At 60.0% G+C, this 16,285-nt stretch carries 9 protein-coding genes; all 9 read left to right on the plus strand.

The annotated features are described in order from the left end of the window. Window positions 1–45: 45 nt before the first annotated feature. Window positions 46–1,002: an ABC transporter permease gene (locus tag ASC96_RS00915; RefSeq protein WP_060500471.1), complete on the plus strand. Its 957-nt coding sequence runs from the start codon at window positions 46–48 to the stop codon at window positions 1,000–1,002. 2 nt (window positions 1,003–1,004) lie between these two features. Continuing rightward, window positions 1,005–1,964, plus strand: coding sequence for an ABC transporter permease (locus ASC96_RS00920; RefSeq protein WP_060500472.1), 960 nt, complete (start codon window positions 1,005–1,007; stop codon window positions 1,962–1,964). Continuing rightward, window positions 1,964–2,998 (plus strand): ABC transporter ATP-binding protein, encoded by a 1,035-nt coding sequence (locus tag ASC96_RS00925; protein WP_200954868.1) that lies wholly within the window; start codon window positions 1,964–1,966, stop codon window positions 2,996–2,998. Before ASC96_RS00920 ends, ASC96_RS00925 begins: the two co-directional genes overlap by 1 nt. After that, window positions 2,998–3,990 carry an oligopeptide/dipeptide ABC transporter ATP-binding protein gene (locus tag ASC96_RS00930; RefSeq protein ID WP_060500474.1) on the plus strand — a complete coding sequence of 331 codons (993 nt, stop codon included), beginning with the start codon at window positions 2,998–3,000 and terminating at the stop codon, window positions 3,988–3,990. Before ASC96_RS00925 ends, ASC96_RS00930 begins: the two co-directional genes overlap by 1 nt. Then, entirely contained in the window at window positions 3,987–5,087 is a 1,101-nt protein-coding gene (locus ASC96_RS00935) for a four-carbon acid sugar kinase family protein (protein WP_060500476.1), read from the plus strand. The genes ASC96_RS00930 and ASC96_RS00935 overlap by 4 nt, the downstream gene beginning before the upstream one ends. Window positions 5,088–5,095: 8 nt before the next feature. Continuing rightward, on the plus strand, window positions 5,096–5,854 hold the full coding sequence (locus tag ASC96_RS00940) for a FadR/GntR family transcriptional regulator (RefSeq protein WP_060501350.1): 759 nt from the start codon (window positions 5,096–5,098) through the stop codon (window positions 5,852–5,854). Window positions 5,855–6,345: 491 nt separating this feature from the next. Further along, on the plus strand, window positions 6,346–13,929 hold the full coding sequence (locus ASC96_RS00945; RefSeq protein ID WP_060500478.1) for a type I polyketide synthase: 7,584 nt from the start codon (window positions 6,346–6,348) through the stop codon (window positions 13,927–13,929). Next, window positions 13,926–15,341, plus strand: a complete 1,416-nt coding sequence (locus ASC96_RS00950; RefSeq protein WP_060500480.1) for an aminotransferase class I/II-fold pyridoxal phosphate-dependent enzyme — start codon at window positions 13,926–13,928, stop codon at window positions 15,339–15,341. The genes ASC96_RS00945 and ASC96_RS00950 overlap by 4 nt, the downstream gene beginning before the upstream one ends. 53 nt (window positions 15,342–15,394) lie before the next feature. Then, a complete protein-coding gene (locus ASC96_RS00955; protein ID WP_060500482.1) occupies window positions 15,395–16,195 on the plus strand; it encodes an SDR family oxidoreductase in 801 nt (266 codons plus the stop codon). Window positions 16,196–16,285: the final 90 nt, after the last annotated feature.

A 16,285-nucleotide genomic window follows, 5' to 3' on the forward strand; every position in this document is an offset into this window, starting at 1 on the left:
AAAGCTCGAAGCTTCATCTTCTGAAACCAAGGGTGGGAGACTGCCATGCTGCGTTACATCGCGACCCGTTTCGTCGTCTGGATACCATCCGTCCTTCTTGTCATGCTCGGCGTTTACGCGCTGGCCTATTACGGCGCCGGCGACCCGATCAAGTTGATCTTCCTGCGCGCGCCCGGCGACGTTGCCTATAATCCCGAGCGCATCGAGGCGATCCGCGAAAGCGCTGGCCTCAACCGGCCGTTCCTCATCCAGTTCGGCAGCTATATCTGGAACCTGCTGCACGGCAATTTCGGCAATTCGCTGAGCTCCGGCCGGTCCGTCTGGGCGATGATTTCGGCCGCGGCTCCCGTATCCTTCAAGCTGGCGCTCTGCTCCGTCATCCTGACCGCTGTCGTTGCCATTCCTCTCGGGCTGATCGCAGCGCTCAACCAGAACACCCGCACCGACTATGCCATTCTCGGCTCGGCGCTGTTTCTCTGGGCAATCCCGGCCTATGTCGCAGGCCCGATGCTGATGGTCATGCTGATCATGATCCTGCCGGGCTCCGCCGTACCCTATGGCTGGGGCGGTGTTTTCGACGTACGCATCCTGCTGCCGCTGCTCGTTCTTTCCTTCCAGCCGATCGCGCTGATCGTGCGCCAGACCCGCGCCGCCGTGATTGAAGTTCTGTCGGAAGATTTCGTCCGTACTGCCCGGGCCAAGGGCGTGCCGGAAATGATGGTGGCACTGCGCCACATCCTGCGGCCGGTCCTGACGCCCGTTGTCACCCAGCTCGGCCTGATCATGATCACCATCGTCAACGGCGCCATCTTCGTCGAGCTGGTCTTCGGCCTGCCCGGTCTTGGCCGCCTCACCGTTCAGGCGCTGACCAATACCGATTATCCCGTCATCCTCGCCATCACGCTGATCGGCTCGTTCCTGGTGATGATCTCCAACCTGCTTGTCGATGTGCTCTATCCGTTACTCGACCCGCGCGCCAACGATACAAGAAGGAGCCGCTGACCATGTCCGTCGTTCCCATGCCCGGCACCGCCGCCGAAATCGAACCACCCGTCAGCCTCTGGCGCGATGCCTGGCACCGGCTGCGCCGCAACAAGCTCGCGGTCTTCGGTCTCGCCGTCGTGGTCATCCTGGCTTTTACCGCATTGTTCGGGCCGTACCTGACGCCCTACGACTTCCTCAGCCAGGACCTGAATTCGCGTAACCTGGCCCCGTCCTTGTCGCATCTGTTCGGCACCGACGACCTCGGCCGCGATGTCTTCAGCCGCGTTGTCTACGGTACGCGCACAGCGTTCCTCGTCGCCATCGTCGTCACCTTCATTGCTGTGGTGATCGGCGTAACGCTCGGCGCCTTGGCGGGCTTCTTCGGCGGATGGCTGGACCGGATCGTCATGTGGCTGACCGACATGACCATGTCGATCCCCAACCTTCTGCTTGTCGTCGTCATCAATGCCTCGCTGAAATCGCCAATCACCAGCTGGATGGAAAGCCGCTACCTCGCAACGCTCAATCCGGTCTACCGCGAAACCATCTGGGTGGATTTCCTGCTGGTTTTCGGCTCGATGGCGTTGATCTCCTGGCCGCCCTATGCCCGTCTCGTCCGCGCCCAGGTTCTGTCGATCCGCTCGCGGCCTTATATCACCGCAGCCCAGGCGCTGGGGCTGACCAACCGCATCATCCTGATGCGCTATGTCGTGCCGAATGCGCTGGGTCCGCTGATCGTCGCCGTCAGCGCCGGTCTCGGCACCGCCATGGTTCTGGAAAGCGCCTTCTCGTTCCTCGGCGTCGGCGTCAACCCGCCGACTCCGAGCTGGGGCAACATGATCTCCGACGGCCTGCGCGTGTGGCAGCATTATCCGCATCTGCTGGCAGCACCTGCCGCAGTCCTCGGCCTTGCCTCCGTCGCCTTCTCCTTCCTCGGCGACGGCCTCAACGATGCCCTCAATCCGCGCGGAGCGAAGTGATGATGATGGCCAACGATATCCGCCCAGAACCATCGGCCAAGACCGGCGAGCGCCTGCTCGACGTCAAGGGCTTGACCATCGAGATCGACACCCGCAATGGTCCTGCCACCATCGTCGATGGCATCGACCTGCACGTGAACAAGGGCGAGACCCTTGGCATCGTCGGCGAATCCGGCTGCGGCAAGAGCCTGACCATGCTTAGCATGATGCGGCTTCTGCCCAACAAGATCAAAGTCACCAAGGGCGAAGCCAATTTTGCCGGGCGTGACCTGCAGAAAATGTCGAATTCGGACCTGCGAAAGGTGCGCGGTGGCGATGTCGGCTTCATCTTCCAGGATCCGATGACCTCGCTCAATCCGGTGATGCGCATCGGCCAGCAGTTGGCCGAGCCGCTGATCTATCACCGCGGCATGTCGAAGGCGGAGGCACGCAAGCGGGCAGGCGAACTTTTGAAGCTTGTCGGTATTCCCGGCGCCGAAGATCGTCTCGACGCCTATCCGCATGAACTCTCCGGCGGTATGCGCCAGCGCGTGATGATCGCCATCGGCCTTGCCTGCAATCCGCAGCTTTTGATCGCCGACGAGCCGACCACCGCGCTGGACGTGACGATCCAGGCGCAGATCGTCGATCTGGTGAAGGACCTGCGCGACAAGCTCGGCATGTCGGTTGTCTGGATCACCCATGATCTGGCGCTGATCGCCGGTCTGGTCGACCGCATCAACGTGCTCTATGCCGGCACGGTGGTCGAGGACGCACCGGTCGATGCGTTGTTTGCCAATCCGAGCCACCCCTATACGCAAGGGCTGCTCGCCTCGATCCCGAAACTGTCCGACGAGCGATCGACGCGTCTCAGTTCCATCGGCGGCACACCGCCAGAACCCGGCCGCCGCCCAAAAGGCTGTCCGTTCGCGCCGCGCTGTCCGCTGGCGGAAGCGATCTGTCATGAGCGCGTTCCGTCCCTGGAAGGCCTTGGCCAAAACGGCGCGCACCGTGTCGCCTGCTTCGTCGCCCAAAGAAAATTGGAGGCCGCGTGATGGGTGCTCAGCCGCTGATGCGCATCGAAAATCTGGTCAAACACTTCCACGTCCGGCTCGGCGCGTTCGGGGAGCGGGCCGCCACCGTGCATGCGCTTGATGATATCACCTTCGATATTCTGGAAGGTGAGACCTTGAGCCTTGTCGGGGAATCCGGCTGCGGCAAGTCCACCACCGGCTTCACCCTGCTCAATCTGCACCGGGCCACCGAAGGCAAGGTGATTTATCAGGGCAAGAATATCGTCGAACTCGGCGAAAAGGCCATGCGGCCCTATCGCCGCCAATTGCAGATCGTCTTCCAGGACCCCTATTCGACGCTCAACCCGCGCATGACCATTGGCGAAGCCGTCGGCGAACCGATCCTGTTTCACAAGCTTGCCACCAAGGCCGAGCTGAAGGACCGGATCGCGACACTGCTTGCCGATGTCGGCCTGCCGCCACGCTTTGCCTCCCGCTATCCGCACGAACTGTCCGGTGGCCAGCGCCAGCGCGTGGCGATCGCCCGGGCGCTCGCTTGCCAGCCGAAATTCATCGTCTGCGACGAGGCGATCTCGGCGCTCGACGTTTCCGTGCAGGCGCAGATCATCAACCTGCTGCTTGATCTGCAGCAGAAATACGGACTGACCTATCTGTTCATCGCCCATGATCTCGCCGTCGTCCGCCATATCAGCGACCGCGTCGGCGTCATGTATCTCGGGCGTCTTGCCGAACTGGCCACCCGCGAGGAATTGTTCGAGCACCCATTACACCCCTATACCAAGGCCCTTCTCTCAGCCGTACCGGAGGCCGATCCGGCGCATGAGCGCAGCCGCCAACGGCAGATCCTGCAGGGCGACGTGCCAAGCCCGCTATCTCCGCCATCCGGCTGCCGCTTCCACACTCGTTGCCCCATCGCTATGGAGATCTGTGCCAAGGCGGTGCCGGAATGGAGGGAGGCCCGCGCAGGCCATATGGTCGCCTGTCACGCCGTCACCGAGGGCCTGCCCGGATGACGCTGCAAGCCGCCATCATTGCCGACGACCTGACAGGCGCGCTCGATACCGGAACACCCTTTGTCGAAGCAGGCCTGAAGGTGGCGGTGGCGATCGACATCGAAGCCGTGGCCGAAGCGCTGGCGCGCGATCCAGATGTGGTCGTGATCAGCACCGCATCACGGGCGCTTTCGGCTGACGAAGCGGCGCGCAAAGTGCAGGCAGCTGTTGCCGCGCTGGGCTCGGTCATGCCACCCATTTTGTTCAAGAAGATCGATTCCCGGCTGAAGGGCAATGTCGCGGCGGAAAGCCTGGCGCTTGCGGAAGTTGCCGCCCGAAGCCGGATCGTCGTGGCGCCGGCCATTCCGGATCAGCAACGCTTCACTATTGATGGCGCCGTCACCGGCCGGGGCGTCGACACACCACTGCCGATCCACCTCTTGTTCCCTACCGGCGCGCTTGCGGTTGATGTTCATGATGCCCGTACCGATGCCGATCTGGATGATCTCGTTCGGCAAGCCAACTGGTCAACCGTGATCGCCGTCGGCGCGCGCGGCCTGGGGAGCGCCCTCGCCCGTTGGCTGACCATTGCAAACACCCCTGCTCCATCATTGTCACTGTCATCAAAGACGTTGTTCGCCTTCGGATCCCGTGATCCGATTACATCGGCGCAGATCAACCATCTCGCCGACCATCGCCACCTCGCAGCGATCGCCGATGCGCCTGCAGGCGAGCTGTCTGCACATGATATCCTCGCACTTCCAGCCGTGGCACGATGCTCCGGCGCACAGACCTCCAGTCCCCAACAGGTCGTTGCCCGCTTTGCCGACGGCATCCGGCATGTGGTAGAGAAAACACGGCCTGACATGTTGATGCTGGGCGGCGGCGATACCGCCCTGGCAATCCTGAAAGCGCTCGGTGCCAGTGTGCTGACCCCCAATGGCGAGATCGAAGCGGGCATTCCCTGGTTTCAGATCGAAAGCACCGACGGCGGGACAATCAATTGCGCGGTCAAATCGGGGGGCTTCGGGACGATCGATTCTTTGCTAAAACTCATTCCCGAGAATCGGTTAAGTCAAACAACATCCTCTCTGACAAGGATCGAAAAACAGGCGTGATGAAGAAAATGGCGCAGGATGTCCCCGCAGTCGAAGAGCCCGGCCCAAACGCCAAACCGGAGCGTGCTAAATCCGTGCGCCTGGTTGATCGCGTCGCTGACCAATTGCGTGAGCGTATCCGTTCCGGCAATTATCCGCCGGACTCGCGCCTGCCCGGGGAACATGAACTGGCATCTATCATGGGCGTTTCCCGGCCGATCGTGCGCGATGCGCTGGGACGATTGCGCGAAGAGGACATGGTCTATTCACGCCAGGGAGCCGGCACCTTCGTCAGCGCCCAGGCATCCCCGGCCACGCACCTCGCCTATTCGCCAGTCAAGACAATTGCTGACATCCAGCGCTGCTATGAGTTCCGCCTGACAATTGAACCGGCCGCCGCCTTTTTCGCCGCCCAGCGGCGCGACGAAGCCGCCATCCTGAAGATCGCCGCCGCCCTTGCCGACTTGCGCGAAGCGACAAGCCATCAGTTGCATCGCACCGACGCCGACTTCGTTTTCCACAGGAGTGTGACGGAGGCCGCCAACAATCATTATTACACTGCCTCCATCGAAGCTCTGAAGCCTCACATCGCCGTCGGCATGCATCTGCATGGCTTGTCGCTGATGGGCCCCCGTCTTGGACTGGAAAAGGTCTTCGACGAGCACAATGCCATCTATCAGGCGATCGCCGATGGGCGCGCAGACGATGCGCAGAAGGCCATGCGCCTCCACCTCGAAGGCTCCCGCAACCGCCTGTTCGAGGACCGCGTGCTGGACCTATCCTTCTGACCAGACGGAAAGGAAGAGGCCGGCGCTTCGGCTTTTCGTGTTTAGAAAAACACTGTCAGTCGCGATCAACCTGGACATCCTACACGACGCGCGCGTCACCAAACTTGGCGTTTGAATTTCGACCTGGGCTATTGTATTCCATGGGAATTCTAACGGCCAAAATTGTGATCACCTTTTTAAAACGACAATCATTGCTCATAATTCATAGACATATCCGACCAATGATGCCCAATGCGCCTTTCTGGCAACAGGTCCTCCAAAACGATTACCGCCTGACTTGATAATTGTCTTGGGGCCCACCATGCGCCGTGTATGTTCCCAGGAGAGGGGTTGAAACCTCGTGAACATGATTTAAAAAGCCACTAATATAGCTGACACCAAAGCAATGACGAGATGATCTGCGGACCCGGAGAAGAAGTTCCAATTGCTTTTTCGCGTATCAAGTGCAATCAGCAAGACAACTTACAGCAATCTAGAACGTTCGAGAAAATATGACAGTTGAAATCATAGGGCGCGCATGTCTCGCCCCTGGAGCGAATTCGCCACAGGCGTTGTTTCGAGTTTTGCGCCAGGGCAAATGCACGGTCACGCGCATTCCGTCTGATCGTTGGGACCTTGCGCGCTTTTGGCATCCCGTCATCGGCAATCCGGGCAAGACCTATTCCTTCGCCGCCGGGGTGCTCGACAGCATTTATGATTTCGATCCGGCAGTCTTCGGCATGTCGCAGCGCGAAGCCATGCACATGGACCCGCAACAGCGGGTTTTGCTGCAACTGGCTTGGCGCGCGCTCGAAGATGCCAACATCTCGATCCCTTCGCTGCACGGTGAAAATGTCGGTGTTTATATTGGTGCGTCGAACCTCGACCACGCCAATCTCACCGTCGAGGATCCGGCCGCCGCCGGCCCCTACTTCATGACTGGAAACACGCTCTCGATCGTTTCCAACCGTATTTCCCATATTTTCGGTCTGAGCGGACCGAGCATGACGGTCGATACCGCCTGCTCCTCGTCGCTGGTCGCGCTCGATCAGGCGATGAGGGCACTGAATGCAGGCGAAATCGACACTGCTATCGTCGGCGGCGTCAGTATTCTTGCCCACCCGCTGCCGTTTGTCGGGTTTGCGCAGGCGCGCATGCTATCCCCGGAAGGGCTTTGCCGCGCCTATGACAATGATGGTGCCGGCTATGTCCGCGCCGAAGGCGGTGTCGTGTTCGTTCTGCGCCGGTCCGACAGGGCACGGCAGGAAAAGGACCGCAGCTACGCCAAGATCGTCGCGACCGGCGTCAATTCTGCCGGACGCACCAATGGTATTTCCCTGCCATCGCGCGAGGCCCAGGCCAATTTGTTGCGCTCCATCTATGAAGGCAACAATATCGATTCCAACCAGGTTGCCTTCGTCGAAGGCCACGGGACAGGTACCAAGGTCGGCGACCCCTCCGAAGTCTGGTCAATCGGCACGGTGATCGGCGCCAACCGGCGTGCGCCGGTACCGATCGGTTCGATCAAGTCAAACATTGGCCACACGGAACCGGCGTCCGGCCTGTTCGGCATGCTTAAGGCCGTCATGGCACTTGAGAACAACTACCTGCCGGCATCGCTGCATTTCGAAACCCCCAACGAGAACATCGATTTCGACGGGTTGAACGTGCGCGTTACCGCAAACCCGATCGAACTGCTGCGCGGCAAGCGCGCCCGTCTTGCCGGGATCAACTCCTTCGGTTTTGGCGGCGCCAATGCTCACGTCGTCATCAGCGATCCGGATCCCGTCCAGGAAGAACGCAGCCGCAACAACGCGGCTGGCCATGTCTTCATGGCAAGCGCCCATACCGCCCATAGCCTCGAGGAGTTGCTGAAGTCGTACAAGTCGACGTTCGCCAAAACCTCAAAGGATGAAGCTCGGACTGTAATCGCCGCGTCCGGTGTCAACCGCACGCAGATGCGCCACCGTTTTGCGGCGCGCAGCGATCATCCGGAAGACATCATCCGCGCCATTGCCAGCCATCTCGAAAAGCCAGCCTCCGATATCGGTGAAACCGGTGAAGCCGTAACGAAGGATGCGAAGGTTGCGTTCGTATTCTCCGGCAACGGTTCCCAGTGGGCCGGCATGGGGGTTGAGGCCTTCCGCGAAAACCTGCATTTCCGCCAGTGTTTCACCTCGGTCAGCGCGCTGTTCAAGTTCCATTCGGACATCGTTCTAACCGACCTGCTGACAGACCCGGATCTGGACAAGAAGCTTTCCGACACGAAATTCGCCCAGCCGCTATTGTTCGCCGTCCAGGCAGCATTGTCGGATTCGCTTGTTGCCATGGGCATCAAGCCGACTGCGGTATTTGGTCATTCCGTCGGTGAAATCGCTGCAGCTTACGCGGCCGGCGCTCTCTCGCTCGTTGACGCCGTTTCGATCGTTGCCAAGCGCTCGCTGCACCAGGACCTTCTGGCTGGCCAAGGCACCATGGCCGCCGCCATGCTCGGCGAAGAGGCCGCAAATGCCTTCGCCAAGTCCCGCGGACTTGAGCAGATCTGTGTGGCTGCGATCAACGCGCACAACTCGGTAACGATCTCCGGCCCGGCACACGAAGTTTCCGCCTTCCGCGATGCCGCACGCAAGGCGAAGATTCCCGTTCAAATTCTCGATATCAACTATCCGTTCCACCACCCGATCATCGATCGCGCCAAGAAGGCCTTCCTCGCCGATATTCCGGACATCGCGCCGCGCAAATCGGAACTTGCCTATCTGTCGACCGTCACCGGCGAGCGGATGGATGGTACGCAACTGGATCCGGATTACTGGTGGAAGAACGTCCGCGAACCGGTCCGTTTCCAGGCAGCGACCGAAGCTGCCATCGAACTCGGCTGCAGCCTGTTCATTGAAATCTCCCCGCGGCCGATTCTATCGTCCTATCTCAAGGAAACGGTCAAGCAGGCGTCGATCCCCGGCACGGTCGTTGCGACCCTGTTGCGTGACGCCGGCGAAAAAGGTCAGGATCCCATTTCGCGTGCAATGGCGCGTGCGATTGCGCATGGTGCCGCCTTCGATGAAGCGCGCCTGTTTGGCAAGCGCAATGCGTTCGTGAGCCTACCAAGCCTGCCGTTTGAACTGGCCGAACTGCGTCCGGCATCGACAAGCGACGCCACCGACGTGTTCGGCCGTGGTGCAAAAACACCTTATACGCTGGCTGGCTGGCGGAGCGACCTCAATAGCGGCAGCTGGAAGAACCACGTCGACGCGCATCTGTTCCCTGATCTGGCGGAACACATCGTCGACGGCAAGGCTATCCTGCCAGGCAGCGGTTTCATCGAGATCGCCATTTCCGCCGCGCAGCAATACTATGGTACCACAGAGGTCGATATCACCAATCTGGAGATTGTGCGGCCGCTGGAGCTTGCCGACAATCGGATGATGGAACTTTCGACCATCCTGTCTCCAGAAACCGGCGATATCGAGATTCGCTCCCGCGAGCGCCTTTCGGAAGATGACTGGGCTGTACATGCGGTGGCAAGAAGCCGCAAACCGATCCCCGCCGATCCGGTCACCTCCGGCAACATCTTTGCCGGTGTGGAAAAGACCGCGACCGTGACACCGGCGAAGGCCTATGAAACTGCGCGTCAGTTCGGCCTGGATTACGGTCCTCGCTTCCAGCTGATGGCAAGGGCGGTCTGCTATGGCGACCGGTTCATCGATGTCGAATTGAAAGAGCCCGAGAAAACGGGCAATCCCTTTGTTTCCTACAGCCTCAATCCGATTTCCGTGGATGCAACCTTCCATGGACTGGTAGCGCTGTTTGATCGCTTTACCGGTGATGCCGGCGGTGCGCCTTATATCCCGGTGCGCTTCGGCTCCGTGCGCCTGACAAACTCCGGCCTCACGGTGAAACGCGCCGTGGTGGAGATCGAGCGCATTAGCGCCAACTCGATCAAGGCAAAATTCCGTTTCTTCGGCAAGGGTGGCGAAGTCATTGCGGCATTCGACGATTGCCGTTTCCGCCGGACCTATTTGCGCCAGCACAAGACGCTGGACATGCTGTCCTTCCACTATGAGGCTGTCCCTTCCGATCGGTCCCTACCGCTTGCAACGCTGGGGCAATCGCATGCGCTTCCGCTGCCGTTGCTTGCCGCAACGGAAGAGAGTGGCATCGACAATACGACGCTTCTGTTCAACGCAGCGATCTACCGCGCCTGCCACGAAATCGCGCTCAAGCTCGGCAAGGGCACGGCCAAGGTCGATACGCGGTCGCTTCCCGGCGATTTTGCCTTCCGCTGCTTCCTCGCCAATTGCCTCTATGTCCTGGAAGACGCCGGCTTGTGCGAACACAAGGGTGGTAGCTGGAAGATCGCCGCCGAGTTTTCGCTTCCTCCCGTTGGCGACATTCTCAAGGAACTCTATGGCGAACGCTCCGAGCGCGCCGTGGAAGCTGTGTTGATCAACAATTCCTACGCTGAAGCGCTGGATCGCATCGACAGTCTCTTTGCCGCCGAGCTATCGGGTAACGAAGTTGAAGCAATAAAGCCGCAGGGCTTCATCAGCGATGCAACGCTCGATCACCAGACCGTGCATTCCGAGTCCACCCGTCAACGCATGGATCTCATTCTGGCGGCGGCCGAAAAAGCGCTCACCAGCAAAGAGGGCAAAACCAACCTGCGGATTGTTGAAGCAGGCACCGTCTCTGCCGGCTTCACCCGCAAGCTCGCGACGTTGGCGGCAAAATATGGCGCCAGCCTGATCGTTGTCGAACCACGCGAAAATGCCCAGCGCAATCTGGAGATCGCCTTCGAGGAAGACGCACATGTCCGCGTTCTGAAAAAGGACGCATTCGCGTCGCTTCCGGCTTTCGATCTCGTTGTCAGCGCTTCGGATACGATTTTCACCCTGATCGATGAAGACGGCGCCATTCGCAATGCGCTGCGTGTCTGCCTGCGGGAAAATGGGGCTCTTGTCGCTGCGACCAATGCGCCGACAGTGTTCAGCGACTTCGCCTTCGGATTGACCGAAAGCTGGTTTGCCCGCACCCAGGCCGTCGAGTTTCCGATCGGCAAGCTGGCTACGATCACGCAATGGCAAAAGGACCTGACCGATCTCGGCCTTCGTAACATCTCCGTTGCAGATCGCGAATTGCCATACGGAAACATCATCACGGTCGAGGCGCAGGGCGGCCTGTTTACCGAGATCGCCCCAACTGCCGACGCCCAGCCCGCAGAGGTCGCAAGGCCGGTGCTTGTGCTGCACGAAGGTAATGTTTCTAGCCTGCAGAACACACTTCCTTCAGGCAAGGATGCCATTCAGGCTCCTCTTATCCAGGTTCAGTTGACTGGCGATTTCGAAATCGACAAGGACAAGATCACTGAGGCCGTCGCCGGATTGAACGAAAAACCGATCCGCGCCGTCTACCTGTCGGCAACCACTGCGGCGGATCGCAGCCAGGATTCGGCTGCTCTGCAAAATCGCGTCCTGTCGCTCAGTGCCTTTGCCGAGTCGCTTCGACAGTATTATGCGCATGCGGAACCTGCAGCCGATCAGCGTCCGCGTCTCGTGATTGCTGCTCCCGGTGGCGCGCCGGTCACATCGAACGGGCGCGGCAAGGATGTGTCCGGATCAAGCGTCAACAGTGGCCTGTGGGCATTCGCCCGCGTGCTTCAAAACGAGTATGATATCCTCGATATCCATTCGCTCGATTTCACTGGACCCAAGGCCGGACCTGGTAACCAGCTCGCTGCGGCGATCTCGCTACTGAGCGATACAAGCGGAAACCGCGAATGGCTGCTTGACGGACAGAACGGTATCCTTTCGGAAATCCGCGCCGTACCCGGCCCGGTCGATCAAAGCTTGCGCAAGACGACGGGCTTCAAGGCCGCGACCATCCGCCAGCGTGTCAGCTCGCAGGTCGGCAGCATTGCCTGGGAACAGTCAGACATCCCGCAGGCTGGCCCGGACGACGTCGTCGTTGCGGTCGCTGCAACCGGCCTGAACTTCCGCGACGTCATGTGGGCGATGGGACTTTTGCCGGAAGAAGCGCTGGAGGACGGTTTTGCCGGAGCGACGATCGGCATGGAGCTTTCCGGCCATGTCGTTGCCATCGGCAGCGGCATCAAGGACCTGTCGGTCGGCGACGCCGTAATGGCGATCGCGCCCGCAGCCTTTTCCACCCATGTGGTCGTTTCGCGGTCCGGCGTTGCCAGACTGCCGGAAACCGTCAGCCCCGTCGCAGCAGCAACCGTGCCAGTTGCCTTCCTTACCGCCTATTACGCGATGATCGAGCTTGGCCGTATTCGGCCTGGCGAAACGATCCTGATCCACGGCGCTGCCGGCGGTGTCGGCCTTGCAGCCCTGCAGGTTGCCAAGCTTGCCGGTGCCAAGGTGATCGCCACAGCGGGAACGCGCGAAAAGCGCCGTTTCCTGAAGATGCTCGGTGCTGATCACGTCTTCGATTCGCGTTCGCTGGCCTTCGTCAACGAGATCCTCGGCGTTACCGGCGGCGAAGGTGTCGATCTGGTACTGAACTCGCTGTTTGCCGAAGCCATGGAACAGAGCCTGTCGCTGGTGAAGCCGTTTGGCCGCTTCCTCGAACTTGGCAAACGTGACTACTACGGTGACAGCAAGATCGGCCTTCGGCCTTTCCGCCGCAATATCAGCTATTTTGGTATCGATGCCGACCAGTTGCTGGTCAACGCGCCGGACCTGACGAAGCGGATTTTCACAGAAATCGGCGCGCTGTTCGAAGAAGGCAAACTTGTGCCTCTCCCCTACCGCGCCTTCGGTTTCGACGAAATCGGCAACGCTTTCCGCCTGATGCAGAATGCCGGCCATATCGGCAAGATCGTCGTTTTGCCACCCGTTGCCGGACGCGATGAAGTTGCCAACCGGCCGGCCGGCCGCATGTCTGTCGATAGTCTTGGCGTGCATTTGGTCGTTGGTGGTATCGGCGGGTTCGGTCTTGCTGCTGCCAACTGGCTGGTTGAAAAGGGTGCGCGCAACATCGCGCTCGCCACCCGCCGGGGTATCGCCGATATCGAGACCCTGGAAGCGATCAAGCGATGGGAAAACATGGGCGTCTCGGCGACCATCCACGCCTGCGACGTGACGGACGAAGCTGCTGCAGACGCTCTGCTGAAAACACTTCGGCAGATCGCCCCCCTGAAGACCGTCGTTCACGCCGCAATGGTCCTCGACGACGCGCTGATCAACAATCTCAGCCGCGAGCGTAACCGTCCGGTCATCGACGTGAAGGCGCAGGGCGCAGCCGTTCTTGACCGGTTGACCCGCGCCGATACGCTCGAACATTTCATCATGTTCTCGTCGGCAACCACATTGGTCGGCAATCCAGGCCAGGCCAACTATGTGGCTGCCAACGGCTATCTTGAGGGTCTTGCCCGCGCTCGCCGGCTTGAAGGTCTGCCGGGGCTCGCCATCGGCTTCGGTGCGATCGCCGACAAGGGCTATCTGGCACAGAATACCGACGTCAACGATCTGCTTTCCAAGCGTATCGGCAAAACGGCTCTGAAGGCGCAAACCGCCCTCAATCAGGTCGAGAGCTATATCCGGTCCGATCCGGGTACCGTCGATGCCGCCGTTGCAATGGTTTCCGAACTCGATTGGGCCGCGGCGCGTAACCTGCCGGTGGTCCGCAATGCCCTCTTCGAGGTCATCCTGCGAACCGCCGACCAGCACACTGCAGGCAGCGACGGTAAGACCATGGATCTTGTGGCAATGATCGACGGAAAATCGGCGCAAGAGGCCGAAGATATCCTCTATGATCTGGTTGCCAGCGAAATCGCAGCTATCCTGCGCGTATCAAAGGATACGATTTCGCGCAGCAAGATCCTGAAGGAAATCGGTCTCGATAGTTTGATGGCCGTTGAATTGGGGATCAGCTTCCAGCAGAATACCGGCTTTGACATGCCGTTGAGCGGCGTTGCCGACAATACGACCGTTGGCGATGTTGCACGTAAGCTCTACGACAAGGTGAGCAAGCGGGATCACGGCAGCGACGAAGACAGCGAGCCAACGGACAACAAGATCGTCAACGAGCTCGCCCAGCGCCATACCGGCACCGGTACGGAAAAGGCAGTGAGCCAATGAGCGAGAGTGAGGAACGCAACAGCGCTGCGAAGATGAACAGCAGCCTGAAAGAGAACCTTCTGGACCAGATGCGCAATGCGCATCAGTCCTCAGAGCGCAATCGTATGGCCCGTTCAGAGCGCGACGTTCCTCCGCCCGTCAGGCGCAAACAGACGCGATTCGAGGATTTGCCGGAGTACAAGCAGGTCCAGACCCAGAAAGTCGCCAGCGAACAGCTGGGTATCGACAATCCGTTCTACCGCGCGCATCAGACGGCAGCCGGTGCCACGACAGTGATCGACGGACGCAAGCTGATCAACTTCGCGTCTTACGATTATCTCGGCCTCAACAGGCATGCACATGTTCTGGCACAGGCCCGCGACACCATCAGCACCTTCGGTATCTCGGCATCAGCCAGCCGGCTTGTGGCCGGCGAACGCCCGGCGCACGCCGAACTCGAAGAGCGTATCGCCGCTTTCTACGGCGTCGAAGCGGCCGTCTGCTTTGTCAGCGGCTACCTGACCAATGTCGCGGCAATCAGCTGCCTGATGGGTCCGAAGGATCTCGTCGTGCACGACGAGTTCATTCACAACAGTGCACTCGCCGGCATCAAGCTATCTGGCGCTACGCGCCGCCTGTTCAAGCACAATGATGCGAACGACCTGGAACATGTACTGCGGACGGTTGCCGGCGATTATCGCCGCATTCTGGTGATCGTCGAAGGCGTCTATTCCATGGACGGTGATATCGCCAATCTGCCCGCGATCATGAAACTGAAGGCCGAGTACGGCTTCTGGCTGATGGTCGATGAGGCCCATTCGCTCGGCATTCTCGGCAAACGTGGCAAAGGTACGTTCGAACATTTCGGCATCGATCCGCGCCAGGTCGATATCTGGATGGGAACACTTTCCAAGACGACATCGAGCTGCGGCGGGTATATCGCCGGCAGCGGTGCTCTGGCAGCCGTACTGAAGGCAACCGCTGGAGGGTTCGTCTACAGTGTCGGCCTCGCACCGGTTCTGACTGCATCGGCCATCGCCAGCCTGGATATTCTGGAAGGCGAGCCGGAACGTGTCGCCGCCTTGAGGCGCAACGGCACACTCTTCCTGAAGCTTGCCCAGGAAGCCGGTCTGGACACGGGTCTGAGTGCCGGCTTCTCCGTAGTTCCGGTTCTGGTTGGTGATTCTCTGCGTGCAGTGCAACTGTCAAACGATCTTCTGGCCGCCGGCATCAACGCATTGCCAATCATCCATCCGGCAGTCCCGGAAGGAATGGCGCGTCTGCGGTTCTTCATCACCAGCGAACATACGGAAGAACAGATCCGCCAGACTGTGGCGATGACGGCTGAAAAGCTCAAGGATCTGACTGAGCGGAATTTCGGTCTCGCATCGATCGATGTCCAGCAGATGATGAAGATGCTCGCCACCCGATAACGCGCTCCCGAAACAGCCAGGCGAACGTCCATGAACCGAACCGGTCTTGCGGCATGACTCATGTGATCATTACCGGCGGATCAAGCGGGATCGGACTGGCACTGGCGCGTATCTATGCTGCCCGCGGCGTACGCATATCGCTGCTCGCACGCTCCCTGCCCACGCTTGAGGCGGCCAGAACCGAACTTATCAAAGATCACGGCGAAGCATCGATCCGCATTGAAAGTGCCGACGTTGCCGACGAAGATCAGGCATTGGCGGCAATACACAAATGCGAAGATGCCTTCGGCCCCTGTGACATCCTGATCACATCTGCCGGAATTGTCGAACCCGGACGCTTCGATACGCTATCTCCGGCTGCCTTCCATCGGCAGATTCAGACAAACCTGTTCGGCAGCGTCCACGCGGTGCGCGCGGTTTATGCGACCATGAAGCAAAGGCGCTCCGGCCGGATCATGCTGGTATCGTCCGGCGCGGGTTTGATCGGTATCTATGGCTACACGGCCTATTGTGCCTCGAAATTTGCCCTGCATGGTTTCGCCGACGCTCTTCGTTCGGAAGCAAAGCCGCACGGGGTCAAGGTTTCTGTCTGTTTCCCGCCCGATACAGAAACGCCGCAGTTTTCCCGCGAATTGGAACATCGGCCGCTTGAAGCAACGGTTATCATGGGACGGGTTGCTCCCTGGTCCTCCGCTACCGTTGCGCTGCAGATCGTGCGGGCCATCGACAGAGGCCAATTCGAGGTGTTTTTCGGCTGGACGCTGTGGGCGCTGGGACGTTTTGGCTCGACGGTGAAGCCGGTTCTCAACTGGTGGTTCGACAGGGGTATTCAACGGATAAGCGACCAGCGCTGAACAGTAGAGCCTGCTTGTATCCGCCGTGAATAGGTTTTAAGTGTCGCTCAGCCGCGGCGGTGCATGACGCATCGGTAGGCGATGAAAGAT

Origin of the sequence: Rhizobium sp. Root1204, assembly GCF_001424965.1 — a bacterium.
Taxonomy (GTDB): domain Bacteria; phylum Pseudomonadota; class Alphaproteobacteria; order Rhizobiales; family Rhizobiaceae; genus Pararhizobium.

What these genes read in the sequence shown, in the direction of transcription:
- ASC96_RS00930 (WP_060500474.1), top strand. Translation starts at nt 2,998, where the DNA reads ATGGGTGCTCAGCCGCTGATGCGCATCGAAAATCTGGTCAAACACTTC.
- ASC96_RS00950 (WP_060500480.1), top strand. Translation starts at nt 13,926, where the DNA reads ATGAGCGAGAGTGAGGAACGCAACAGCGCTGCGAAGATGAACAGCAGC.
- ASC96_RS00925 (WP_200954868.1), top strand. Translation starts at nt 1,964, where the DNA reads ATGATGATGGCCAACGATATCCGCCCAGAACCATCGGCCAAGACCGGC.
- ASC96_RS00920 (WP_060500472.1), top strand. Translation starts at nt 1,005, where the DNA reads ATGTCCGTCGTTCCCATGCCCGGCACCGCCGCCGAAATCGAACCACCC.
- ASC96_RS00945 (WP_060500478.1), top strand. Translation starts at nt 6,346, where the DNA reads ATGACAGTTGAAATCATAGGGCGCGCATGTCTCGCCCCTGGAGCGAAT.
- ASC96_RS00940 (WP_060501350.1), top strand. Translation starts at nt 5,096, where the DNA reads ATGGCGCAGGATGTCCCCGCAGTCGAAGAGCCCGGCCCAAACGCCAAA.
- ASC96_RS00955 (WP_060500482.1), top strand. Translation starts at nt 15,395, where the DNA reads ATGACTCATGTGATCATTACCGGCGGATCAAGCGGGATCGGACTGGCA.
- ASC96_RS00935 (WP_060500476.1), top strand. Translation starts at nt 3,987, where the DNA reads ATGACGCTGCAAGCCGCCATCATTGCCGACGACCTGACAGGCGCGCTC.
- ASC96_RS00915 (WP_060500471.1), top strand. Translation starts at nt 46, where the DNA reads ATGCTGCGTTACATCGCGACCCGTTTCGTCGTCTGGATACCATCCGTC.